Origin of the sequence: Streptomyces sp. NPDC007991, assembly GCF_042958445.1 — a bacterium.
Classification (GTDB): Bacteria; Actinomycetota; Actinomycetes; order Streptomycetales; family Streptomycetaceae; genus Streptomyces.
On sequence record NZ_JBIBJD010000009.1, the window covers coordinates 202,791 to 224,723 of the forward strand.

The following is a 21,933-nucleotide window of genomic DNA, read 5'->3' on the forward strand; positions in this document are numbered from 1 at the left end:
CGCCATGACGGACACACGCGGCGCGCTGCTGCAGCAGATCAAGGACAAGGCCGTGGTGCACGGCAAGGTGACCCTGTCGTCAGGTCTGGAGGCCGACTACTACGTCGACCTGCGGCGCGTCACCCTCGACGGCGAGGCCGCGCCGCTGGTCGGGCAGGTGCTGCTCGACCTGACCGCCGAGCTGGAGTTCGACGCGGTGGGCGGTCTCACCATGGGCGCCGACCCGGTGGCCGCCGCGATGCTGCACGCCGCCGCCGCGCGCGGCAAGCGCCTGGACGCCTTCGTCGTACGGAAGGCCGCCAAGGCGCACGGCCTGCAGCGGCGCGTCGAGGGCCCGGACATCGCGGGCCGCCGCGTGCTGGTCGTCGAGGACACCTCCACCACCGGCGGCTCCCCGCTCACCGCCGTCGAGGCCGTGCGCGAGGCCGGGGCCGAGGTCGTCGCCGTCGCGACCATCGTCGACCGGGCGACCGGCGCCGCGGAGAAGATCCAGGAGGGTGCCGGGGTGCCGTACCTCTTCGCCTTCTCGAAGGACGAGCTGGGTCTCGACTGACCAGGGCGTGGACGGTGGCCTGGACCTTCCGGCCAAGTCTGGAAAGATGGGGCCGACGATGACGTCGCACCCCAAGGTCTAGGTCAGGGCCGACAACGCAGTACGCCAACCCGCAGATACAAGGAGCGGACGCATGCCCATCGCAACTCCCGAGGTCTACAACGAGATGCTGGACCGGGCGAAGGCAGGAAAGTTCGCCTACCCGGCCATCAACGTGACCTCCACCCAGACCCTGCACGCGGCACTGCGCGGTTTCGCCGAGGCCGAGAGCGACGGCATCGTCCAGATCTCCACCGGTGGCGCCGAGTTCCTGGGCGGCCAGTACAGCAAGGACATGGTGACCGGCGCCGTCGCCCTGGCCGAGTTCGCGCACATCGTCGCCGAGAAGTACCCGGTGAACATCGCGCTGCACACGGACCACTGCCCGAAGGACAAGCTCGACGGGTACGTACGTCCGCTGCTGGCGCTGTCCAAGAAGCGCGTCGAGGCCGGTCTGAACCCGCTGTTCCAGTCGCACATGTGGGACGGCTCCGCCGAGACCCTCGCCGACAACCTCTCCATCGCGCAGGAGCTGCTGGAGCAGGCCCGCGCCGCGAAGATCATCCTCGAGGTGGAGATCACCCCGACCGGTGGCGAGGAGGACGGCGTCTCCCACGAGATCAACGACTCCCTCTACACCACGGTCGACGACGCGATCCGCACCGCCGAGGCCCTGGGCCTGGGCGAGAAGGGCCGCTACCTGCTCGCCGCGTCCTTCGGCAACGTGCACGGCGTGTACAAGCCGGGCAACGTCGTCCTGCGCCCCGACCTGCTGAAGGAGCTGAACGAGGGCGTCGCCGCGAAGTTCGGCAAGGCCTCCCCGTTCGACTTCGTCTTCCACGGCGGCTCCGGCTCCTCGGAGGAGGAGATCCGCACCGCGCTGGAGAACGGCGTGGTCAAGATGAACATCGACACGGACACGCAGTACGCCTTCACGCGTCCGGTCGCGGACCACATGTTCCGCAACTACGACGGTGTCCTGAAGGTCGACGGCGAGGTCGGCTCCAAGAAGACCTACGACCCGCGCACCTGGGGCAAGCTGGCCGAGGCGTCCATGTCCCAGCGTGTCGTCGAGGCCTGCGGCCACCTCCGCTCGACCGGCACGAAGATCAAGTAAGTCCCCTTCGGTCCACGCGTTCGAGCCCGGCACCTCTCCTGGTGCCGGGCTCTTCCGTATGCTCCCTGCATGCCCGATGTGCGGCTCGCCTCGCCCCAGGGCCGGTGGATCCTGCTCACCACCGTCCTCGGTTCCAGCATGGCCCTGCTGGACTCCACGGTCGTCAATATCGCGCTGCCCCGCATCGGCCGTGACCTCGACGCGGACCTGGCGGTACTGCAGTGGACCGTCAACGCGTACATGGTCACGCTGGCCGGGCTGATCCTGCTGGGCGGGGCGCTGGGCGACCGGTTCGGGCGCCGGAAGGTGTTCGTCCTCGGCGTGGTGTGGTTCGCGGTGGCGTCCCTGCTGTGCGGGATCGCGCCGAACTCCGGGGTGCTGATCGCCGCGCGCGCCCTGCAAGGGGTGGGCGGCGCCCTGCTCACACCGGGGTCGCTGGCGCTGATCCAGGCGTCCTTCCACCCCGACGACCGGGGCCGCGCGGTGGGCCTGTGGTCCGGCTTCGGCGGGATCGGGGCGGCCATCGGGCCCTTCGTCGGCGGGTGGCTGGTGGACGGGCCGGGCTGGCGGTGGGTGTTCCTGCTGAACGTTCCGCTGGCCCTGCTGTGCGCGCCCGTGGCGCTGCGGCATGTGCCCGAGTCGGGCGGCGAGGGACCCCGGGGGCGGTTCGACGTGCTGGGGGCGGTGCTGGGAGCGTCGGCGCTCGCGCTGCTGACGTACGCGTTGATCGAGGCGGGCGGTACGGGCGGCGGCCTGGCGGTGGCGGGTACGGCGGTGGCGGGGGCGGTCGCGGCCGTGGCGTTCGTGGTGGTCGAGCGGCGGCGGTCCGAGCCGATGATGCCGCCCGGCATCTTCGCCTCCCGCCAGTTCACGGCGGTCAACCTCGTCACACTGTGCGTGTACGCGGCCCTCGGCGGGTTCTTCTTCCTGGCCGCGCTCCAGCTCCAGGTGGTGGTGGGGTACTCCGCCCTCGCGGCCGGTACGGCGTTGCTGCCGACGACCGCGCTGATGCTGGTGCTGTCGGCGCGCTCCGGCGAACTGGCCGACCGGATCGGACCGCGGATCCCGCTGACGGTGGGGCCGCTGCTGTGCGCCGCGGGGATGCTGCTGATGCTGCGGGTCGGGCCGGGCGCGTCGTACCCGGCCGATGTGCTGCCGGCCCTGGTGGTGCTCGGGCTGGGCATGGTCACGCTGGTGGCGCCGCTGACGGCGACCGTGCTGGGGTCGGTGGACGTGGCCCGGGCGGGGCTGGCCAGCGGCATCAACAACGCGGCCGCCCGGGCGGCGGGGCTGGTGGCGGTGGCGGCGTTGCCGTTGCTCGCGGGGATGGGGGAGGAGGCGTACCGGGAGCCGGAGGCGTTCGACGTCGCCTTCGGGAAGGCGATGGCGTGGTGCGCGGGGTCGCTGGTGGTGGGGGCGGTCATCGCGGTGGCGGTGGTACGGAGGCCGCCGCCGGGCTGCAAGCGGCCGGAGTGTCTGCGGCACGGGGGTGTGACGGCACCGCCGCTGGAGGGGGAGCCGGTGCGGAAGCGGTTGTCGTAGGCACGGGGCGTCGGTGCTCGCGCCGGGGTGTCGCGCGGCCCGGCGTTGCGGGGTACCGCTTCTTCGGGACGGGCGCCGCCCTCTGGGGTACCTGCAAGGACCCCTCAAGGCACTGGGGGAGGCAGGACTGCCCGCAGCTGGGGCCTGCGGCAGACTTGGGGCATGTCCATTCACGAGAACCTCCTCGGGGGCCCGCCCCCGACCCACCTCCCCGACGACCCCGGGCCACGGGAAATGCTCGCGTCGGGTACCGCGCCGGTCGACGTCGCCGCCGCGCACCCCACCTCCTCGCTCGCCTGGGCGCAGCTCGCCGACGAGGCGTTCGAGCGGGGCGCGGTCGTCGAGTCGTACGCGTACGCCCGTACGGGCTATCACCGCGGCCTGGACGCGCTGCGCCGCAACGGCTGGAAGGGCCACGGCCCGGTCCCCTGGGAGCACGAGCCGAACCGTGGCTTCCTGCGTGCCCTGCACGCCCTCGCCCGTGCCGCACAGGCGATCGGCGAGCAGGAGGAGCACGAGCGCTGCTCCCAGTTCCTGAAGGACTCCTCGCCGGAGGCGGCGCAGGTCCTGGGCTGACGGCGGTCCGTGTGCGCGAGGCCTGTCCGCCGGGCGGGCGGGCCTTGCGGTTCTGGGGGACGATTGCGGAGTATGCCCCTGGGGACCGGGGCCCCCGTGCCGGCATCGGCAGGGGCGGACCGCTACCCGGAGTTACTTGCAGGAGACAGCGATGTCCCACGAGGCTCACGAGCCCGAGACCCCGCATCTCGATTTCCACGGCACGACGCCGTACGAGGACTACGTCAAGGCGGACGTCCTCACCCACCTCCAGCACACCCTCTCCGACGACCCCGGAGAGATGGTCTTCCTGGTCACAACTCAGGTGATGGAGCTGTGGTTCACCGTCATCGTCCACGAGTGGGAGACGGCGGCACACGCGCTGCGCCGCGACGACATCCCCACCGCGACCGCCGCGCTGAAGCGGTCCGTACGGGAGCTGGAGGCGCTCAACGCCTCCTGGAAGCCGCTCGGCCAGCTCACGCCCGCCCAGTTCAACTCGTACCGGTCCGCCCTCGGCGAGGGCTCCGGGTTCCAGTCGGCGATGTACCGGCGGATGGAGTTCCTGCTCGGCGACAAGTCGGCGTCCATGCTGGTCCCGCACCGGGGCGCGCCCCGCGTGCACGCCGAGCTGGAGAAGGCGCTGCACGAGCCGAGCCTGTACGACGAGGTGGTGCGGCTGCTGGCGCGGCGCGGGCACGACATCCCGCAGGCCGTGCTGGGGCGGGACGTGTCGCTGCGCTACGAGCCGTCGCCCGAGGTGGAGGCGGCCTGGACGGCTGTCTACTCGGGTGACGAGAGCGGCGAACTCGCCCGGCTGGGCGAGGCGTTGACCGATGTCGCCGAGCTGGTGTGGCGCTGGCGCAACGACCACCTCGTCGCCACCCGCCGCGCGATGGGCTCCAAGACCGGCACGGGCGGCTCCGCCGGAGTGGCCTGGCTGGAGAAGCGGGCGCAGAAGCACGTGTTCCCCGAGCTGTGGACGGCGCGGTCCCATGTCTGAACTGGCGATGCGCGCGGAGAAGCTGGACGCCGCCGACGAGTTGCGCGGCAAGCGGGACGCCTTCGTCCTGGACACCGCGTCCGATCAGGCGGCTGACGCCGCGGGGGTGTACCTCGACGGCAACTCGCTCGGCGCGCTGCCGGCCGTCGTCCCCGGGCGGGTCGAGGACGTCGTGCGCCGCCAGTGGGGCGAGCTGCGCATCCGGTCCTGGGAGGAGAGCGGCTGGTGGACCGCGCCCGAGCGGATCGGTGACCGGATCGCCCCGCTGGTCGGGGCGGTGCCGGGCCAGATCGTGGTGGGCGACTCGACCAGTGTCAACGTCTTCAAGGCACTTGTGGGGGCCGTGCGGATGGCCGGGGAGGACCGCGACGAGATCCTCGTCGACGCCACGACCTTCCCCACCGACGGGTACATCGCCGAGTCCGCCGCCCGGATGACCGGCCGCACGCTGCGGCCGGTGGCCCCGGCGGACGTGCCGGGCGCGCTGGGCGACCGCACCGCCGCCGTGCTCCTCAACCACGTCGACTACCGCACCGGCCGGCTGCACGACCTGCCGACGCTGACGGCCGCCGTGCACCAGGCGGGCGCGTACGCCGTCTGGGACCTGTGCCACAGCGCGGGCGCGCTGCCCGTGGGGCTGGACGAGCACGGCGTGGACCTCGCGGTCGGCTGCACCTACAAGTACCTGAACGGCGGGCCGGGTTCACCGGCGTACCTGTACGTGCGCCGGGAGCTCCAGGACCGCTTCGACTCCCCGCTGCCCGGCTGGAACTCCCACGCCGAGCCGTTCGGGATGCGCGGCGGGTACGAGCCGGCCCCCGGCGCCCTGCGCGGCCGGGTCGGCACGCCGGACATCCTCTCCATGCTCGCCCTGGAGGCGGCCCTGGAGGTGTGGGACGGGGTGCGGGTCGAGGCGGTGCGGGCCAAGTCGCTCGCGCTGACGGACTTCTTCCTGGAGTGCGTGGCCGCGTACGTGCCCGAGGGCAGGGTCGAATGCCTGACGCCGGTGCCGCACGCGGAGCGGGGCAGCCAGATCGCGCTGCGTTGCGACGACGCCGGTGAGGTGATGAAACGGCTCGTGGAGCGGGGTGTGGTCGGCGACTTCCGGGCGCCGGACGTGCTGCGCTTCGGCTTCACACCGCTGTACGTGGGCTTCGCCGACGTGGAGCGGGCGGCGCGGGTGCTGGCCGAGACGCTGGGGTGAGTTCCCCGTGACGAACGGCCCCTGCCGCCGCGGGGGCCGTTTCGCTCTTCACCCAGCGTGACATCCCCGTGTCCGCGCATGTCACGCGCCTGATACCGTCCCGGCCAACGGCCGGGCCCCGCCTGGTCCGCCATCTACGCTGGATCGCTGAGAGGTTGGAGCATGACGGACGACGTCGCAGCAGCACGGGCCGCCGCCGAGGAGAAGTCGGCGCTCTCCCACGCGCCCGTCGCCCCCGACGCCACCGCCGCCTACGGTGACCACCCCGACCAGGTGATCGACTTCTACGTCCCGAGGGCGGAGGCCGGTCCGGGCGGGCCCGCCCCGGTCGTGCTCGTACTGCACGGCGGTGCCTGGCGGGCACCGTACGACCGGCGTCACATCAGCCCGTTCGCAGCGTTCCTCGCCCGGCGCGGGTTCGCCGTGGCCAGTGCGGAGTACCGGCGCGGTGGCGGTGACGACTCCGTCGCGGGGCGCTGGCCCGACACCTTCGACGACGTCGCGGCGGCGCTGGACGCCCTTCCGGGGCTCGTCCGGGAGCTGCTGCCGCAGGCCGACCCGCGCCGTACGGTCCTCACCGGTCACTCGGCGGGCGGGCACCTGGCGCTGTGGGCCGCGTCCCGGCACGTCCTGCCGACGGGTTCGCCCTGGCGCAGCGACAGCCCGGCGGCCCTGCGCGGTGTGGTCGCCCTCGCCCCGATCGCGGACTTCGCGATCGCCGACAAGCTCGACGTGTGCGGCGGTGCCGTACGGCAACTGCTGGGCGGGGACGAGCACTTCGCCGAGCGGCAGTCCTCCGCGGACCCGGCGCTGCTGCTGCCCACCGGCATCGCCACCACCCTCGTCCAGGGCCGCGCGGACCTCGATGTGCCGCAGGCGGTCGCCGAGTCGTACGCGGACGCGGCGGCGAAGGCCGGGGAGATGGTGGGCGTGACGCTGCTGGAGGACGTGGGGCACTTCCCGCTCATCGACCCGGCGGCGGACGCGTGTGCGGTGGTCGTGGAGGAGATCGCCCAACTGGCCTGGTGAGAGGCCTTTCTTGGACACTCGTAGGGGCGAACCCCCGGTCATACCCGTAGTACCTGAGAGCCAGGCCGCAGATGAGCTCCGCGGTGTGACGCGGACGACGGGCCTCCATCCGTAACTTCCCTTCCATGCAGACCCGATGGCCGGGTGCGCTGGAGGGGGACGACCATGGGGTCCGCGGCGAAGTACCGCTTGGGTGAAGGCGCTCGGCGCCGCGCCCACCGATGGAGTCGCGCCGCGCTCGCCGCCTTCATCGCGGGCGCGGTGGTGTTCCCCCTCTCCGGGGCGGGACGCCCGGAGATCCCGGCGCCCGCCCCCGCGTCCCTGGCACCTCTGAGCGCGGCGACGCTCGACGCGGCGTACGCGGCCAACCGCGCCAACGCCGCCGAAGCGGCCCGGCTGGCCGCAGCCCACCACGACCGGGACCGGGCCGCGACGGACCGTCAGCTCGCCGCCCCCGCCCGCCATCTCCTGCGCTTCGACGGCCGCGGCTCCGGCCGGGTGACGGAGGTCCTGGGCGACCTCGCCCGCGCCGACCGCATCGCCGTCCTGGTCCCCGGCTCCGACACGAGCCTCGACACCTACGGCCGGTTCCGCGCGGCAGCCGCCGCCCTGTACGGGCAGCTCGCACGGGAAGCCCCTGCGGGCACGCGCACGGCGGTCGTGGCCTGGCTGGGCTACGAGACGCCGGGCACGGTCAGCGCGACGGTCACGACGCCCGGCAGGGCGGAGCAGGCGGCCCCGCGGCTGCGCGCGCTCGTCGCCGGCCTGCGCGCCATAGCGGGCGGCGGAGCGCGCCTGACGCTGCTGTGCCACTCCTACGGCTCGGTCGTCTGCGGCCGGGCCGCCGCCGGGCTCGCCGTCGACGACATCGCGCTCGTGGGCAGCCCCGGCACCGGCGCGGACTCCGCGGCCGCCCTGCACACCCGCGCCCGCGTCTGGGCGGCCCGCGGCGGCGACGACTGGGTGGAGAACGTCCCGCACGTCAGCGCGGACCTGTTCGGAACCACCGTCGGCTTCGGCACCGACCCCGTCTCCCCGGCCTTCGGCGCCCGGGTCTTCGCGGCCGGCGACGGCGGCCACAGCGACTACTTCAGCCCCGGCTCGACCTCCCTGACCAACCTGGCCCGGATCGTCCTGGGCGAGACCAAGGCGGTGACCCATGACTGACATCGGAGTACGCGAAGTGCGCGAAGTGCGCGGAGTACTCGGAGTACGGGGTGTCCGGCACGCGGTGCGCCAGGGCGCTGACCGCGTCACCGCGGCCACTCCCGCCGGCCGCGACCGGGCCGTGGACGCCCTGCGCGCCGCCGCGGTCCTCGGTGTCGTCCTCGGGCACTGGCTGGTCACGGCCCTGGTCGCCGACAGCGGCACCCTGCGCACGGCGAGCCCGCTCCAGCACATGCCCTGGCTGACGCCCGTCTCCTGGCTGTTCCAGACGCTCGCCGTGTTCTTCCTGGTCGGCGGCCATGTCGCCACGCGCAGCCTGGCCTCGGCCCGGGCCCGCGGCATCCCGTACCACCGCTGGCTGACAGCCCGGCTGGCCCGGCTGTTCGCACCCGTCGCGGCCGTCCTCGTCCTGTGGACGGTCGCCGCGCTCGCCCTGCTGCTGTCGGGCGCCGAGTTCGGGACGGTCCGGACGCTGGTGAAACTGGCCCTGTCCCCGCTGTGGTTCCTGGTGGTGTTCGCCGCCCTGACGGCGGCGACCCCGCTGCTGACCCGGCTCAACCCGCTGTGGCCGCTGGCCGCCGTACTCCACGTGGACCTGCTGCGCTTCGGCTTCGGCGGCCCCTCCTGGCTGGGCTGGGTGAACGTGGCCGCGGGCTGGCTGGTGCCCTTCACGCTGGGCGCGGCCTGGACCCGGGGCGAGCTGGAGCGCCGCCGCGCGGGCTGGATCCTGCTCGCCGGCGGTGCCGTGGTGACCGCGGGGCTCGTCGCGTGGGCGGGCTACCCGGCGTCGATGGTCGGCGTCCCGGGCGCGGGCGTGTCCAACCTGGACCCGCCGACGCTGGCCGTCGTCACCTTCGGGCTGGCCCAGTGCGGTCTCGCGCTGCTGCTGCGCGAGCGGCTGCGGCGGGCGATGCGCAGGCCCGTGGCGTGGGCGGCGGTGGCCTTCGTCAACCTCTTCGCGATGACCGTCTTCCTGTGGCACCAGACGGCCCTGATGGCCACGACGGCCACCGGCCTCCTCGCGGGCCGGCTCCCCGGCCTGCACACGCCGCCCGACAGCCTCGCCTGGGCCGGGGCCCGGCTGCTCTGGCTGCCGGTGTTCGCGCTGGCCCTCGCCGTCTGCTGGGCCGCCTTCCGGTCCTTCGAGCGGGGCGCGGGCGGCCGGGGCCGCAGGTCGCGGGTGGTGCGGGCGCACCGTCCGTCCGACCGGGGGACAGCGCCGAGGGCCCACCATGTCTAGGCTGGGGCGCGTGACGGACACGGGGGTGGGCCGCGAGCTGCGGGCGCGCGTCGGGGGCTGGCTGCGGGTGGCGCGCCAGGACCTGTGGACGGCCCGGGCGGATCCGCTGCCGCCCTCGACCTGGATGCGCTGGCTGCCGCACGGGCTGGTGTGCCTGGCGGCGTTCGGTGTCACGCTCGGCGGCACCGGTGACCTGAACGACAACGGCCATCTCGGCGCCACCCTGGCCTTCCTGGTCGCGGTCGGGCAGGGCGGCGCCATGGTCCTGGGGCTGTGGCGGCCGGTGCCGGCGTGGTGGCTGTCCCTGGGCGCCTTCGTCGTGGGAGCCCTGGCGGTGCGCGGCCGGCTCGGTTTCGACCCGGAGACCTACACCTGGCCCTGGACCGCGGCCGGCATCATCGCCGAGATGTTCGTGCTGCTGCTGCTCGCCCTGCGGGTACCCACCCGCGCGGCGATAGCGGCCCTGGCCGTGACCGCGCTGCTCACCTACGTCCTGGAGGGCCTGCGGGGCGCGGCGCGCTACGACACCACCGGCGTGCTCTCACTCTCCTTGTTCGCCGTCGTCGTGGTCGTCGGCACCGCCCTGCGCGGCCGCCGCGAGGCCCGTGCGCAACTCGTCGAGCAGACCACGCTCACCGCCGAGGAGCGCACCCGGCGCACCCTGCTGGAGGAGCGCAGCCGCATCGCGCGGGAGCTGCACGACGTGGTGGCCCACCACATGTCGGTCATCTCCATCCAGGCGCAGGTCGCCCCGCATCTCGTCGAGAACCCGCCGGACGAACTCAAGGAGAACCTCGCCGGCATCCGGCAGAACGCGCTGGAGGCGCTGACCGAGCTGCGCCGGGTGCTGGGCGTGCTGCGCTCGGAGCACGCCGGGCCGGGGGAGCCCGCCGGCCCGGACGGCGACACCGCAGGGCACGCCCCGCAGCCCACGCTCGACCGGCTCGACGCGCTGGTGGAGAACACCCGGGCCGCCGGCCGCGAGGTCATCACCGAGATCAACGGCGAGCGGCGCCCGCTGCCGCCCGGCGTGGAGCTGTCGGCGTACCGGATCGTGCAGGAGGCGCTGAGCAACGTCCTGCGGCACGCGCCCGGCGCGAGAGTCACCGTCCGTCTCACCTACCAGCAGGACGGGCTGGAGGTGGAGGTCGTCAACGGCCGGCCGACCGGGCCCGCACCGCCGTCGAAGGGAGCGGGGCACGGACTGCTCGGCATGCGGGAGCGGGTCGCGATGCTCGGTGGCACCATGACAGCGCACCCGTGGCACTGGGACGGCTTCAAGGTCACCGCGTTCCTCCCGGACACCCCGCCCGCCGACGCCCCCGGCACCACCCGTTCCACCGACACCGGCACCGATCCCCGGGGAGGGACCCCATGACGAGCAGCTCCGGCCGGCCCATCCGGGTTCTCATCGTCGACGACCAGGCGATGGTCCGGCAGGGTTTCACCGTGCTGCTCGGCACCCAGCCCGACATAGAGGTCGTCGGCGAGGCCAAGGACGGCGAGGGCGGCGTCGCGATGGCCGCCGAGACCGCCCCGGACGTCGTCCTCATGGACATCCGCATGCCCGGGATCGGCGGCATCGAGGCCACCGCGCACATCACGGCCGCGAACCCGGACATCAGGGTGCTGGTGCTCACCACCTTCGACCTCGACGAGTACGTGTACGACGCGCTGCGCGCCGGAGCCTCCGGGTTCCTGCTCAAGGACGCCTCCTCGGAGCAGCTCGCCGAGGCGGTCCGGGTGATCGCGGCCGGTGACGCGCTGCTCGCCCCGGTCATCACGCGCAAGCTGATCGCCGAGTTCTCCCGGCTGGACGACCGGCCCCGCGCCCCGCTCAAGGAGCGGATCGGTGACCTGACCGAGCGGGAGACCGAGGTGCTCGCCCTGATCGCGCAGGGCCTGTCGAACGCGGAGATCTCCCAGCACCTGTTCGTCGCCGAGCAGACGGTGAAGACCCATGTGGGCCGGATCCTGGTGAAGCTGGGCCTGCGGGACCGCACACAGGCGGCGGTGTTCGCGTACGAGTCGGGGCTGGTCCGGCCGACGGGGTACTGAAGCCGGGCCCCGGGGGCCCCGTAGTACCTGAGAGGGACGCCGGCGAACCCCTCTCACTGGGGACGACCGCGTCCCGGGGGGCGCATACCGTTCTGTACGTGACCGAGACGACTCACTTGCAGACCATGCCGCCGGGGGGCGGGGCCAAGCCACGCAGCCCGGAGTACCGGCTGGCCGTGGACGCCCTGCGCGGGCTGCGGCAGGACCTCATCCACGACGCCTTCGCCTACCGCCTGCTGCCGCGCATGCGTGTCGACGGCCCCCTGACCAGGAGGCTGCCCGGCCGCCTGCGGGAGCTGGCGGCCTGGACGCCGCACGCCGTGATCTGCGTGGCCGCCCTGATCGCCCTGTCCGCCGCCACGCTCGACCGGGGCCTGGCCCTGGTGCTCGGCTTGCTCGCCGCGGTCCCGGTCCTGCTGACCCTGGGCCGGCCGGTCGGCGCGTTCTGGGTGTCCATGGCGGCCACCCCGCTCGCCCTCCCGTTCGGCGACCCGTGGGGCGACTGGCCTTGGCTGCCGGGCAGCTTCGTCTGTCACCTGACGGTGCTGACAGTCGTGGCGGTGCGCACCAGGCCGCGCACGGCCGCCTGGATGTGGGCGCTGACGGCGGGGTACGGCATCCTCGCGGACACACTCTTCGGATCGGACCGCCACGGCACCAACATCGGCCCCATGCTGGTCGTCTCCGCGTTCGTCCTCCTCGCTGTCACCGTCTGGCACATCCGCCGCCACGCGGAGCAGGAGGTCACCGCCCAGCAGACGGCCACCGCGCACGAGCGCTCCCGCCGCACCCTGCTGGAGGAGCGCACGACGATCGCCCGCGAGCTGCACGACGTGGTCGCCCACCACATGTCGGTGGTCGCCATCCAGGCGGAGGCCGCGCCCTACCGGGTGGAGAACCCGCCGCCGGAGCTGGAGAAGGCCTTCGCCACGATCCGGGAGAACGCGGTGGCGGCCCTGACCGAGCTGCGCCGTGTCCTGGGCGTCGTCCGCGCCGAGGACTACGAGGCCCCGGACGCCCCGCAGCCCACCCTCGCCGACCTGGAGGGGCTGCTGGCCAATGTGCGGGAGGCCGGTCTGGGGGTCGAGAAAGTGGTGACCGGGGCGGTGCGCGAGCTGCCGCAAGGGGTGGAGCTGTCGGCGTACCGGATCGTGCAGGAGGCCCTGAGCAACACGCTGCGGCACGCGCCGGGTGCGAGCGCCCGTGTCGAGATCGGTTACGTGCTCGGCGGCCTGGGCCTGCGCATAGTCAACGGCCCGCCGCCGAACCCGAGCCTGATCAAGCCCTCCCCGGGCGCCGGGCACGGCATCACGGGCATGCGGGAGAGGGTGACGATGCTGAACGGCGAGATGACGGCGGGCCGCACGGACGACGGAGGTTACGAGGTGGCGGTGTTCCTGCCGGTCGCCCTGCCGGACGAGGACGACGCATGACCATTCGCGTACTGATCGCGGACGACCAGATGATGGTGCGCGAGGGCTTCTCGGTCCTGCTGAACGCGATGCCGGACATCGACGTCGTCGGCGAGGCGGTGAACGGCCGGGAGGCCGTCGCGAAGGTCCGCGAGCTCGCTCCGGACGTCGTGCTGATGGACATCCGCATGCCCGAGCTCAACGGCATCGAGGCGACCCGCGAGATCGTCGCCGCGGACGGCGTGGCCAAGGTGCTGGTGCTCACCACCTTCGACCTCGACGAGTACGTCTACCAGGCGCTGCGCGCGGGAGCCTCCGGGTTCCTCCTCAAGGACGCCTCGGCCCGCCAGCTCGCCGACGGCGTGCGGGTCGTGGCCGCCGGTGAGGCCCTCCTGGCCCCGTCGGTGACCAGGCGCCTGATCACCGAGTTCTCCAAGATCTCCGAGACGCCGCGCCTCATGCCCTCCGCGCAGGCGGCGTACGGCGACCTCACCGACCGGGAGACGGAGGTGCTGGTCCTCATCGCGCAGGGCCTGTCGAACGCGGAGATCGCCGAGCGGCTGGTGGTCGCCGAGTCGACGATCAAGACGCATGTCAGCCGGATCCTGGTGAAGCTGGGACTCAGGGACCGCACCCAGGCGGCGGTGTTCGCCTACGAGGCGCGGCTGGTGACGCCGGGCTGAACACCCGGGAAGGGTGGTGAGGCCGGAAGAAGGAGCGCGCCCTTGGCGTGATCGCACGGACGAGGAGCAAGCTGGAAACAAGGCGTGATTCATCGCGAACTCGGCAGGAGGAAGCGAGATGACAGAGCAACCCACCACCGGCTCTCCGCCTTGGCATCTGGCAGGCGACTGGTTCGATGTATGCAAGTGCGCCATCCCGTGCCCCTGTACGTTCGCGCAGGCCCCGACCTACGGAGACTGCGAGGGTGTGCTCGCCTGGCACATAAGGGACGGCAATTTCGGTGACGTGCGGCTCGACGGCCTCAATGTGCTGATGCTCGGCTCCTTCGTGGGCAACGTCTGGGCCCGCGAGCACACGGACGCCTACGCTGCGGTCTTCTTCGACGAACGCGCCGACGAACAGCAGCGCGCCGCCCTCCAGGCGATCTTCGGCGGTGAGGCGGGCGGATGGCCCGCGGAGTTCGGCGCGATGCTCGGCCCCGAGATGAGGGGCATGGACTTCGCCCCCATCCGCATCGAGGTCGACGAGGACATGTCCGCCTGGCGCGCGGAAATCCCCGGAAAGGTGATGGCAACCGCCGAAGCGCTGACCGGCCCGACCTCCCCGGAAGGCGCACGGGTGCAGGTGCACAACGCGCCCGGCGCCGAGGTGGGACCCGGCCAGATAGCCACCTGGGGCCGCGCCACCACCGACCGGGCCGACGCCTTCGGCTTCGCCTGGGACCGTTCGGGCAAGTCGAGCAAACACTTCCCCTTCGACTGGACGAGCCCAGCCTGACGACACACCGCGGCCCTGGCAGAGCCGCGGTCGCCGTGGTGGTGGGAATTCCGCTCCCGCTCCGTCACATGCCGTCCATCGGCGGTACCGAGTCGCGCAGCCCCGGCAGCGGCCAGTCCTGGAACGGCACGAGCACGGCCAGGACGAGGAAGGCCAAGCCCACCACCCGGGTGAGCAGCGGGCCCCTGGTCCACAGCTTCTCCACGAAGATCACCACGGCCAGTCCGGCCATGGCCGCCACGTTCATCACACCGAGCGGGATCAGGACGACCATCAGCCCGGCGCAGCAGCCGACGCAGTAGGCGCCGTGATGGACGCCCACCCGCAGGTCACGCGCCGGTGCCCGGAAGCCGGCGTAATGCACCAGGTGGCTCATGGGGTCGCGGCAGTGCCGCAGGCACACGTACTTCAGGGGGCCGAGCTGATACAGACCCGCCAGCAGGAAGGCGGTGAAGCCGATCCAGCGCCCCGCTGCCGGGTGATCCGCCACCAGATCGCCGGTGACGGCCAGGCCCGCATAGGCGAGCGCACCGAAGGCGGTCCACACCATCAGATACCCGCCGAGGAACTCGGCGGTGCGCGCGGCACGGATCCAGCCGGAGGACTGACGGCCGATCCCCCGCACCCACGTGATGGCCACCGGCGCCATGGACGGCAGCATCATGGCCGCCATCATCGTCACCCACAGCAGCAGGAACAGGGGCAGCGCCATCCCCATGGTGCCGGGCTCGATCCCCATGTCCCGGGCCTGGCCGATCGTGAGCGCCCACGCGGGCACCGCGATCAGGACGACGAGGAACCAGGCGGCTGCGAGATCCCGCTTCGGCAGCAATCCTCCGCCGGCTCCGGTCGGCGCGGGCGTCCGTGTGGGGATGAGGACGGAGTTCCGGGGGAAGCGCATCAGCACGCCCTCCTACGTGGTACGTCCAGCACAGCACTCCTCCACGTACGGCGCGACCTCACCCCTGGACCGGGGCTGCTCGCACTTCAAGGGCGGACCCCCTGGTCAGGGAGGCGATGCCGGGCTAGCGTCCGTCCATGGCAGCTGCTCGTGACCTCGCGTTCGACCCCTGGGACCCGGCGTTCCTCGCCGACCCGTACCCCGCCTACGCCGAGCTGCGTGCGCGGGGCCGGGTGCACTACTACGCGCCCACGAACCAGTGGCTCGTCCCGCACCACGCGGACGTCTCGGCGCTGCTGCGGGACCGGCGCCTGGGCCGGACCTACCAGCACCGGTTCACCCACGAGGATTTCGGCCGCACCCCGCCCCCGCCGGAGCAGGAGCCGTTCCACACGCTCAACGACCACGGGATGCTCGACCTGGAGCCGCCGGACCACACCCGGATCCGGCGCCTGGTCTCGAAGGCGTTCACGCCCCGCACGGTGGAGCGGCTGAAGCCGTATGTGCGGGGCCTCGCGGACGAACTCGCCTCGGCCCTGGCCGAAGCGGGCGGCGGCGACCTGCTGAAGGACGTCGCCGAGCCCCTGCCGGTGGCCGTGATCGCGGAGATGCTCGGCATCCCGCAGTCCGACCGGGCCCCGCTGCGGCCCTGGTCGGCGGACATCTGCGGGATGTACGAGCTGAACCCGTCCGGGGAGACGGCGGCGAAGGCGGTCCGGGCGTCGGTGGAGTTCTCCGACTACCTGCGCGAACTGATCGCGGCCCGCCGCAAGGAGCCGGGCGATGACCTGATCTCGGGCCTGATCGCGGCCCACGACGAGGGCGACCGCCTCACCGAGCAGGAGATGATCTCGACGGCGGTCCTCCTCCTCAACGCCGGCCACGAGGCCACGGTGAACGCCACGGTCAACGGCTGGTACGCCCTGTTCCGCAACCCGGCCCAGCTGGAGCTGCTGCGCGCGGACCACTCGCTGATCCCCTCCGCCGTCGAGGAACTGATGCGCTACGACACCCCGCTCCAGCTCTTCGAGCGCTGGGTCCTGGACGAGATCGAACTCGCCGGCACGACGATCCCGCGCGGCGCGGAGATCGCCCTGCTCTTCGGCTCCGCCAACCACGACCCGACGGTGTTCGAGAACCCGTCCGCCCTGGACCTGGCCCGCCCGGACAACCCCCACATCTCCTTCAGCGCCGGTATTCACTACTGCATCGGCGCGCCCCTCGCCCGCATCGAACTGGCGGCGTCCATGGCGGCGCTGCTGGAGCGGGCGCCGACGCTGCGCCTGGCCGCCGAGCCCGCCCGTAAGCCGAACTTCGTGATCCGGGGGTTGGAGGGGCTTACCGTCGAGGTGGGGTAAGAGCTCTGGTGTGTCGGTCAGCGGGAACCGGGCCGGCGACAAGGCGTCGTGGGTTGCCGCTGTCGGCGGTTTGTCAGCCCTGCGGGGTGCGGGCGTGGCTGGTCGCCCATTCGAGCGCGTAATCGGCCACCTGTTCCCAGCCGGGCTCGACACCGGTGAAGTGTGAGCGGTCCGGGAACTCGTAGGTCTCGGTCAGCGCCTCGGAGTGGCGGTACTTCTTCGCGTTCGAGCGGATCACCGAGGGCGGCATCAGGTGGTCCTTGCCGCCCATGATGAACAGCAGTGGCGCCCGGTCGTCCAGGTCGTAGTCGACCCAGGTCTCCTGGTGGCCCGGCTTCCAGTTGGCTATCAGGCCGTAGGCCCACACCCAGTTGCCGGGCGCCGGGATGTGGAGGCGGTCGTACGCCGCGTCGGACTCCTCCCGGCTGCACGTGTTGGCGAACGCATAGTGGAACTGCGCCCTGGTGAAGCCCACCGCGCGGTGCCGGTTGGCCGGGTTGGAGAGGACCGGGAACAGGGACTTGATCTGGGACGGCGGGTTCACCCGCACACCCTCGGTCGGCGCCGAGTCGATCGTCACGGCGGCGGCGCCCAACCCTCGGTTGACCAGGAGTTGGGTGAAGATCCCGCCGAAGGAGTGGCCCATGATGATCGGCGGACGGTCCAGGTTCTCGACCACGTCGCTGAGATGGTCGACGGTTTCGGGGACGGATGCCGCGGCGATGATCTCGGGCTTTTCGCGCAGCGCCTCCACCTCGATCTCGAACCCTGGGTACGTCGGCACGATCACCTCGTAGCCCCTCGCCCGGTAGTACCGCGCCCAGCGATCCCAGCTTCTGGCGGTCATCCACAGCCCGTGGATCAGCACGATCGGCGGGGCGTTGGTCGTCGGCTCGCTCATGGCGCTCCTTCCGATTGCGCGCTGTAACAATCGTCGACCTCGAACAGCGGTCGTACAACCGCAGGGATGAGTGGCGGAAACCGGTCCTGGGCGGTACGGGCCGGGGTGTGCGGCTGCACGGATGCGATCATGACTCGGAGGGGCGAGGCTGTTGCTTGTGGCAATGCTGCGCTGCCTGCCCAGTTGGCGGGGCGCATCGACGCTCCGCGGTCAGGCCGTGCAGGGTCCTCAGCATCCCCCTCAGTCCCAGACCTCACGGAATTCGTCATGACCGCTCCCTCTGGCTCCATCGTTCTGGAGCCCGCAGCCCAGCAGTTCGCAGATGCCACGTCCCAGCCGCCGTTCTTGTACGAACTGGGGCCCGAGAAGGCCCGCAGGGTGCTGGACGACCTTCAAGCGGAACCGATCGAGAAGCTCGATGTCGACTCAGAGTGGATCACCGTTCCGGCCGATGTCGGCGATGTTCGTGTCCGCATCGTCCGGCCGCGCGGCTTTGCGCCGCCCCTCCCCGTGATTCTCTACATGCACGGCGGTGGATGGATTCTGGGCAACGCCGACACCCATGATCGACTGGTGCGCGAGCTCGCGGACGGGGTGCAGGCTGCGGTCGTGTTCGTCGAGTACACCCGCTCTCCCGAGGCGCACTACCCGGTGGCGATCGAGCAGGGCTACGCCACCGCTCAGTGGATCGTCCGAGAGGGCGCTGCCCATGGCCTCGATCCGGACCGCATGGCGGTGGCGGGCGACTCGGTCGGCGGAAACATGACGGCTGCTCTCGCTCTGATGGCCAAGGAGCGCGGCGACGTCCGTTTCGTGCATCAGTCCATGTACTACCCGGTCACCGACGCCGACATGAACACCAAGTCCTATGCCGATCTCGCCACCGGCTACTTCCTCACCGCCAAGGCCATGGAGTGGTTCTGGAACGCCTACGTGCCCGACCGCGCGCAGCGCAGCGAGATCACCGCCTCTCCTCTGAAGGCCGACCTTGATCAGCTCGCCGGTCTGCCACCGGCCTTCCTCCTTGTCGACGAGGCAGACGTCCTACGCGACGAGGGCGAGGCGTACGCGGCCAAGCTCCGCGCGGCGGGCGTCGACACCACCACGGTCCGTTACGACGGCATCACCCACGACTTCATGATGCTCAACCCCCTCAGCGACACCCACGCCACCCGTGCGGCCGTTGCCCAGTCCATCGCGGTGCTGCGCGACGCGCTGAGAAGCGCTTCGTAGGCCGGCGGTCGTTCTCGCTGCGGATGCGCGCGCGTTCCTTGCGCTCGGCGGCCACGGTCACAGCACTGGCAGTACCTCGGCTGATCACGTGGTCAGGTCCCGCCTCCGCAGCCCCGCCAGCCCTGCCGCCACCAGCACCACCGCCAGCCCGGTCAGGACCACGACCGGCCCCCACTCCATGGACCCGCCCGGCAGCTTCGGCAGATGCCCGAACGGCGAGAGGTCCAGCACGGCCTGCGGGACGTCCAGCGCGGGGCCGACCCAGCCGATCAGCAGGACCGCCCCTGCCACGCCCCATGCCGCCGCGGCCGCGCGGGGCAGCACCCCGTGCAGCAGCACCGCCACCCCGCCGATCACCCAGATCGCCGGCAGCTGTACCAGGCACGCCCCCAGGATCGGTCCGGTCTCCTTGCCGTAGCCGGCGGCCAGGCCGAGGCCGGCCAGGAGCATGATGAGTGCCGAGCCGCCGAAGGCGATCACCAGGTGGCCCGCCGCCCAGCGCAGACGCCCGACCGCGTTCGCCAGCACCGGTTCCGCCCGGCCGGAGGTCTCCTCGCCGTGCAGGCGGAGCACCGACGCCACGATGTACAGCGCCGCGACCAGCCCGAGCATGCCGGTCATCGAGGCCAGGAACGTGTCGGTCAGGCCGGACCGGCCGCCCATCCGCTCGAAGATCCGCCGGGCGTTGTCGTTGTCGCCGACCAGGTCGGCCGCGCCCTCGGTCATACCGCCGTAGACGACCCCGGCGAGGAGGAAGCCGACGCTCCAGCCCAGTACGCTGCCCCGCTGCAACCGCCAGGCCAGCGCGCCCGCGCTGCCCAGGCGGCCGGACGCCGGGCCCGGCCGGGTGGGCAGGAAGCTCATGCCGAGGTCCCGGCGGCCGGTCAGCCCGTACGCCACCGCGCCCTGGAGGAGGACGGCTCCGGCGAGCAGCGCCAGCACCCACCAGCGTTCGTCCGCGTACGGCCGCAGGTTCTCCAGCCAGCCGAGCGGCGACACCCAGGTCAGGACGGACGAGCCGTCGTCCTTCGCCGAGTCGCCCGCCGCGCGCAGCACGAACGCGGCGCCCAGCACCGCCGCCGTCAGCCCCCGGGCCAGCCGCGCGCTCTCGGTCAGCTGGGCGACGATCGCCGCCGTCGTGGCGAAGAGCATCCCGACTCCGGCGATGCCGAGGCCCAGGGCCAGTGCCCCGGTCGTGCCCTGTCCGGCCAGACCGGCCGTGAGCAGCAGCGCCAGGACGCCGTTCGCGACCGCCGCCGCCAGCAGGGCCGCCGTGAGGGAGGCCCGGCGGCCCACCATGCCGGACGCCACCAGCTCCTGACGGCCGCTCTCCTCCTCGTCCCGGGTGTGCCGGACGACGATCAGCAGGCTCATCACGGCGGCCAGGGCGCCCGCGTAGACACCCACCCGCCAGGCCGTCAGCGCGCCCAGCGAGTCGTCGAAGACGGGCCCGACCATCGCGCGCAGCGAGGAGTTGGTCCCCATCTGCCGGACCAGGTCGGCGCGTTCGGCCGGGGTGCCGTAGAGGCCCTCCAGGGTGTTCGGCATGGAGAGGACCATCAGGGCGTTCACCGCGATCCACACCGGCATCATCAGCCGGTCGCGGCGCAGCGCGAACCGCAGCAGCGTGCCCGTCCCGGCCAGCCGGCGTGCGCTGCCGGGCCGTACGGCGAAGGTCGTCATCGGGCTGCCGCCTCGTCCTGGTAGTGCCGCAGGAACAGTTCCTCCAGCGTGGGCGGCGTCGACGTCAGCGACCGTACGCCCGACTCGCTCAGGGACCGCAGGACGGCGTCCAGCCCGTCGGTGTCGACCTGGAGCCGGACCCGGCGCCCCCGCACGTCGAGGTCGTGGACGCCGGGCAGGTGCGCCAGCCCGTTGGGCGGGCCGGCGAGTTCGGCGACGACACTGGTGCGGGTCAGGTGGCGCAGGTCGGCGAGCGAACCGCTCTCGACCGTGCGGCCCTTGCGGATGATGCTCACCCGGTCGCACAGCTCCTCGACCTCGCTCAGGATGTGGGAGGAGAGCAGGACCGTGCGGCCCCGGTCGCGCTCCTCGGCCACACAGCGCCGGAAGACCTCCTCCATCAGCGGGTCCAGGCCCGAGGTCGGCTCGTCCAGGATCAGCAGGTCGACGTCCGAGGCGAACGCGGCGACCAGGGCGACCTTCTGCCGGTTGCCCTTGGAGTAGGTGCGGCCCTTCTTGGTGGGGTCGAGCTCGAACCGCTCGATCAGCTCCGCCCGGCGCCGGGGGTCCAGCCCTCCGCGCAGCCTGCCGTACAGGTCGATGACCTCGCCGCCGGAGAGGTTGCGCCACAGCGTCACGTCCCCGGGGACGTAGGCGATCCGGCGGTGTGCCTCCACCGCGTCCTCCCAGGGGTCGCGGCCCAGTACCTGCGCGGCGCCCGAGTCGGCGCGCAGCAGGCCGAGCAGGACCCGGATGGTGGTGGACTTGCCCGAGCCGTTGGGGCCGAGGAAGCCGTGGACCTCGCCGGAGGCGACCTCCAGATCGAGCCCGTCGAGTGCGTGCGTCCGTCCGAAGGACTTGTGCAGTCCGGAGACGGTGATGGCCTTCGTCATGCTTCAGAACGTACGCTTCCTTCAGAAATTTGTGAAGTTAAGGAAGGGCGTGAACCGCGGCTAGGATGAATCCCATGACGGAATCAGCCAGGGGCGCGCGGGGCGCGGAGGCCGTGTCGAGGTTCGTCGAGTCCTTCGCTGCCCAGCTCGTCGAGGCCGGGATGCCGCGGATGCCCGCCCGGGTCTTCGCCGCGCTCCTCTCCTCCGACGAGGGCTCGATGACCTCCGCCGAACTGGGAGAGCAGCTGCGGATCAGCCCCGCGGCGGTCTCCGGGGCGGTGCGCTACCTGGCCCAGGCGCACATGGTCGCGCGCGAACGCGAGCCGGGTTCCCGCCGGGAGCGCTACCGGGTGCACGGCAACCAGTGGTACGAGGCCATGACCAACCGCGACGCGGTCATCAAACGCTGGGAGACGGCCCTGCGCGAGGGCGTCACCAGCCTCGGCGCCGACACCCCGGCCGGCCGCCGCATGTCCGAGACGCTCGCCTTCTTCGAGTTCCTGGAGAGCGAGCTCGTGGAGCTGATGGAACGCTGGCGCGTGCACCGGGAGAAGACGTTCGGGCCGGAATGACGCGCGGGGCGC

General features: G+C 72.3%; 21 protein-coding genes. 17 read left to right on the forward strand and 4 right to left on the reverse strand.

Annotation, left to right across the window (positions count from 1 at the left end; genetic code table 11):
* Positions 1–4 precede the first annotated feature (4 nt).
* The 14 genes from pyrE (at position 5) to ACFZDA_RS26335 (ending at position 14,380) form a co-directional block, all read left to right on the forward strand.
* Positions 5–553, forward strand: a complete 549-nt coding sequence (pyrE, locus tag ACFZDA_RS26270) for an orotate phosphoribosyltransferase (RefSeq protein WP_161361521.1) — start codon at positions 5–7, stop codon at positions 551–553.
* Between the two features lie 133 nt (positions 554–686).
* Positions 687–1,709, forward strand: coding sequence for a class II fructose-bisphosphate aldolase (gene fbaA / locus ACFZDA_RS26275; RefSeq protein WP_307176552.1), 1,023 nt, complete (start codon positions 687–689; stop codon positions 1,707–1,709).
* Positions 1,710–1,778: 69 nt separating this feature from the next.
* The gene (locus ACFZDA_RS26280) at positions 1,779–3,251 is read left to right on the forward strand and encodes a DHA2 family efflux MFS transporter permease subunit (protein WP_391086062.1); all 1,473 of its coding nucleotides are present in this window, start codon (positions 1,779–1,781) and stop codon (positions 3,249–3,251) included.
* Positions 3,252–3,413: 162 nt separating this feature from the next.
* A complete protein-coding gene (locus ACFZDA_RS26285) occupies positions 3,414–3,827 on the forward strand; it encodes a DUF3151 family protein (protein ID WP_391086064.1) in 414 nt (137 codons plus the stop codon).
* Between the two features lie 151 nt (positions 3,828–3,978).
* Complete coding sequence (locus ACFZDA_RS26290; protein ID WP_391086066.1) at positions 3,979–4,809, forward strand: tryptophan 2,3-dioxygenase family protein; 831 nt, start codon at positions 3,979–3,981, stop codon at positions 4,807–4,809.
* The gene (gene kynU / locus ACFZDA_RS26295) at positions 4,802–6,013 is read left to right on the forward strand and encodes a kynureninase (RefSeq protein WP_391086068.1); all 1,212 of its coding nucleotides are present in this window, start codon (positions 4,802–4,804) and stop codon (positions 6,011–6,013) included. The genes ACFZDA_RS26290 and kynU overlap by 8 nt, the downstream gene beginning before the upstream one ends.
* A 162-nt stretch (positions 6,014–6,175) precedes the next feature.
* Positions 6,176–7,042 carry an alpha/beta hydrolase fold domain-containing protein gene (locus ACFZDA_RS26300; protein ID WP_391086071.1) on the forward strand — a complete coding sequence of 289 codons (867 nt, stop codon included), beginning with the start codon at positions 6,176–6,178 and terminating at the stop codon, positions 7,040–7,042.
* 165 nt (positions 7,043–7,207) lie between these two features.
* Positions 7,208–8,209, forward strand: a complete 1,002-nt coding sequence (locus ACFZDA_RS26305) for an alpha/beta hydrolase (protein ID WP_391086073.1) — start codon at positions 7,208–7,210, stop codon at positions 8,207–8,209.
* Positions 8,202–9,449, forward strand: coding sequence for an acyltransferase family protein (locus ACFZDA_RS26310; RefSeq protein WP_391086075.1), 1,248 nt, complete (start codon positions 8,202–8,204; stop codon positions 9,447–9,449). Before ACFZDA_RS26305 ends, ACFZDA_RS26310 begins: the two co-directional genes overlap by 8 nt.
* Positions 9,442–10,827 (forward strand): histidine kinase, encoded by a 1,386-nt coding sequence (locus ACFZDA_RS26315; RefSeq protein ID WP_391086076.1) that lies wholly within the window; start codon positions 9,442–9,444, stop codon positions 10,825–10,827. Before ACFZDA_RS26310 ends, ACFZDA_RS26315 begins: the two co-directional genes overlap by 8 nt.
* Entirely contained in the window at positions 10,824–11,507 is a 684-nt protein-coding gene (locus ACFZDA_RS26320; RefSeq protein WP_391086078.1) for a response regulator, read from the forward strand. The genes ACFZDA_RS26315 and ACFZDA_RS26320 overlap by 4 nt, the downstream gene beginning before the upstream one ends.
* A gap of 98 nt (positions 11,508–11,605) precedes the next feature.
* On the forward strand, positions 11,606–12,940 hold the full coding sequence (locus ACFZDA_RS26325; RefSeq protein ID WP_391086080.1) for a histidine kinase: 1,335 nt from the start codon (positions 11,606–11,608) through the stop codon (positions 12,938–12,940).
* The gene (locus tag ACFZDA_RS26330) at positions 12,937–13,602 is read left to right on the forward strand and encodes a response regulator (RefSeq protein ID WP_391086082.1); all 666 of its coding nucleotides are present in this window, start codon (positions 12,937–12,939) and stop codon (positions 13,600–13,602) included. Before ACFZDA_RS26325 ends, ACFZDA_RS26330 begins: the two co-directional genes overlap by 4 nt.
* Before the next feature lie 118 nt (positions 13,603–13,720).
* Positions 13,721–14,380, forward strand: a complete 660-nt coding sequence (locus ACFZDA_RS26335; protein WP_391086083.1) for a DUF1326 domain-containing protein — start codon at positions 13,721–13,723, stop codon at positions 14,378–14,380.
* A gap of 64 nt (positions 14,381–14,444) precedes the next feature.
* Here ACFZDA_RS26335 and ACFZDA_RS26340 read toward each other — a convergent pair whose 3' ends face one another.
* A complete protein-coding gene (locus ACFZDA_RS26340) occupies positions 14,445–15,281 on the reverse strand; it encodes a DUF2182 domain-containing protein (RefSeq protein ID WP_391086085.1) in 837 nt (278 codons plus the stop codon).
* Positions 15,282–15,418: 137 nt separating this feature from the next.
* Between ACFZDA_RS26340 and ACFZDA_RS26345 the strand changes: the two genes are divergently transcribed.
* Entirely contained in the window at positions 15,419–16,639 is a 1,221-nt protein-coding gene (locus ACFZDA_RS26345) for a cytochrome P450 (RefSeq protein ID WP_391086087.1), read from the forward strand.
* Between the two features lie 73 nt (positions 16,640–16,712).
* On the opposite strand, the gene ACFZDA_RS26350 is transcribed toward ACFZDA_RS26345, so the two are convergent.
* The gene (locus tag ACFZDA_RS26350) at positions 16,713–17,540 is read right to left on the reverse strand and encodes an alpha/beta fold hydrolase (protein WP_391086090.1); all 828 of its coding nucleotides are present in this window, start codon (positions 17,538–17,540) and stop codon (positions 16,713–16,715) included.
* Between the two features lie 267 nt (positions 17,541–17,807).
* Between ACFZDA_RS26350 and ACFZDA_RS26355 the strand changes: the two genes are divergently transcribed.
* Positions 17,808–18,773 carry an alpha/beta hydrolase fold domain-containing protein gene (locus tag ACFZDA_RS26355; protein ID WP_391086092.1) on the forward strand — a complete coding sequence of 322 codons (966 nt, stop codon included), beginning with the start codon at positions 17,808–17,810 and terminating at the stop codon, positions 18,771–18,773.
* Positions 18,774–18,857: 84 nt separating this feature from the next.
* Here ACFZDA_RS26355 and ACFZDA_RS26360 read toward each other — a convergent pair whose 3' ends face one another.
* Complete coding sequence (locus tag ACFZDA_RS26360; RefSeq protein ID WP_391086094.1) at positions 18,858–20,456, reverse strand: ABC transporter permease; 1,599 nt, start codon at positions 20,454–20,456, stop codon at positions 18,858–18,860.
* Positions 20,453–21,349 (reverse strand): ATP-binding cassette domain-containing protein, encoded by an 897-nt coding sequence (locus tag ACFZDA_RS26365; protein ID WP_391086096.1) that lies wholly within the window; start codon positions 21,347–21,349, stop codon positions 20,453–20,455. The genes ACFZDA_RS26360 and ACFZDA_RS26365 overlap by 4 nt, the downstream gene beginning before the upstream one ends.
* Before the next feature lie 74 nt (positions 21,350–21,423).
* Here ACFZDA_RS26365 and ACFZDA_RS26370 point away from each other — a divergent pair, with 74 nt between their 5' ends.
* Positions 21,424–21,921, forward strand: a complete 498-nt coding sequence (locus ACFZDA_RS26370; protein ID WP_391086098.1) for a MarR family transcriptional regulator — start codon at positions 21,424–21,426, stop codon at positions 21,919–21,921.
* Positions 21,922–21,933 lie beyond the last annotated feature (12 nt).

Bases quoted from the DNA above. Each gene is read 5' to 3' on its own strand.
- ACFZDA_RS26365 (WP_391086096.1), bottom strand. From the start codon at position 21,349: ATGACGAAGGCCATCACCGTCTCCGGACTGCACAAGTCCTTCGGACGG.
- pyrE (WP_161361521.1), top strand. From the start codon at position 5: ATGACGGACACACGCGGCGCGCTGCTGCAGCAGATCAAGGACAAGGCC.
- ACFZDA_RS26310 (WP_391086075.1), top strand. From the start codon at position 8,202: ATGACTGACATCGGAGTACGCGAAGTGCGCGAAGTGCGCGGAGTACTC.
- ACFZDA_RS26280 (WP_391086062.1), top strand. From the start codon at position 1,779: ATGCCCGATGTGCGGCTCGCCTCGCCCCAGGGCCGGTGGATCCTGCTC.
- ACFZDA_RS26315 (WP_391086076.1), top strand. From the start codon at position 9,442: ATGTCTAGGCTGGGGCGCGTGACGGACACGGGGGTGGGCCGCGAGCTG.
- fbaA (WP_307176552.1), top strand. From the start codon at position 687: ATGCCCATCGCAACTCCCGAGGTCTACAACGAGATGCTGGACCGGGCG.
- ACFZDA_RS26300 (WP_391086071.1), top strand. From the start codon at position 6,176: ATGACGGACGACGTCGCAGCAGCACGGGCCGCCGCCGAGGAGAAGTCG.
- ACFZDA_RS26340 (WP_391086085.1), bottom strand. From the start codon at position 15,281: ATGCGCTTCCCCCGGAACTCCGTCCTCATCCCCACACGGACGCCCGCG.
- ACFZDA_RS26285 (WP_391086064.1), top strand. From the start codon at position 3,414: ATGTCCATTCACGAGAACCTCCTCGGGGGCCCGCCCCCGACCCACCTC.
- ACFZDA_RS26320 (WP_391086078.1), top strand. From the start codon at position 10,824: ATGACGAGCAGCTCCGGCCGGCCCATCCGGGTTCTCATCGTCGACGAC.
- kynU (WP_391086068.1), top strand. From the start codon at position 4,802: ATGTCTGAACTGGCGATGCGCGCGGAGAAGCTGGACGCCGCCGACGAG.
- ACFZDA_RS26335 (WP_391086083.1), top strand. From the start codon at position 13,721: ATGACAGAGCAACCCACCACCGGCTCTCCGCCTTGGCATCTGGCAGGC.
- ACFZDA_RS26370 (WP_391086098.1), top strand. From the start codon at position 21,424: ATGACGGAATCAGCCAGGGGCGCGCGGGGCGCGGAGGCCGTGTCGAGG.
- ACFZDA_RS26355 (WP_391086092.1), top strand. From the start codon at position 17,808: ATGACCGCTCCCTCTGGCTCCATCGTTCTGGAGCCCGCAGCCCAGCAG.
- ACFZDA_RS26360 (WP_391086094.1), bottom strand. From the start codon at position 20,456: ATGACGACCTTCGCCGTACGGCCCGGCAGCGCACGCCGGCTGGCCGGG.
- ACFZDA_RS26330 (WP_391086082.1), top strand. From the start codon at position 12,937: ATGACCATTCGCGTACTGATCGCGGACGACCAGATGATGGTGCGCGAG.
- ACFZDA_RS26290 (WP_391086066.1), top strand. From the start codon at position 3,979: ATGTCCCACGAGGCTCACGAGCCCGAGACCCCGCATCTCGATTTCCAC.
- ACFZDA_RS26350 (WP_391086090.1), bottom strand. From the start codon at position 17,540: ATGAGCGAGCCGACGACCAACGCCCCGCCGATCGTGCTGATCCACGGG.
- ACFZDA_RS26345 (WP_391086087.1), top strand. From the start codon at position 15,419: ATGGCAGCTGCTCGTGACCTCGCGTTCGACCCCTGGGACCCGGCGTTC.
- ACFZDA_RS26305 (WP_391086073.1), top strand. From the start codon at position 7,208: ATGGGGTCCGCGGCGAAGTACCGCTTGGGTGAAGGCGCTCGGCGCCGC.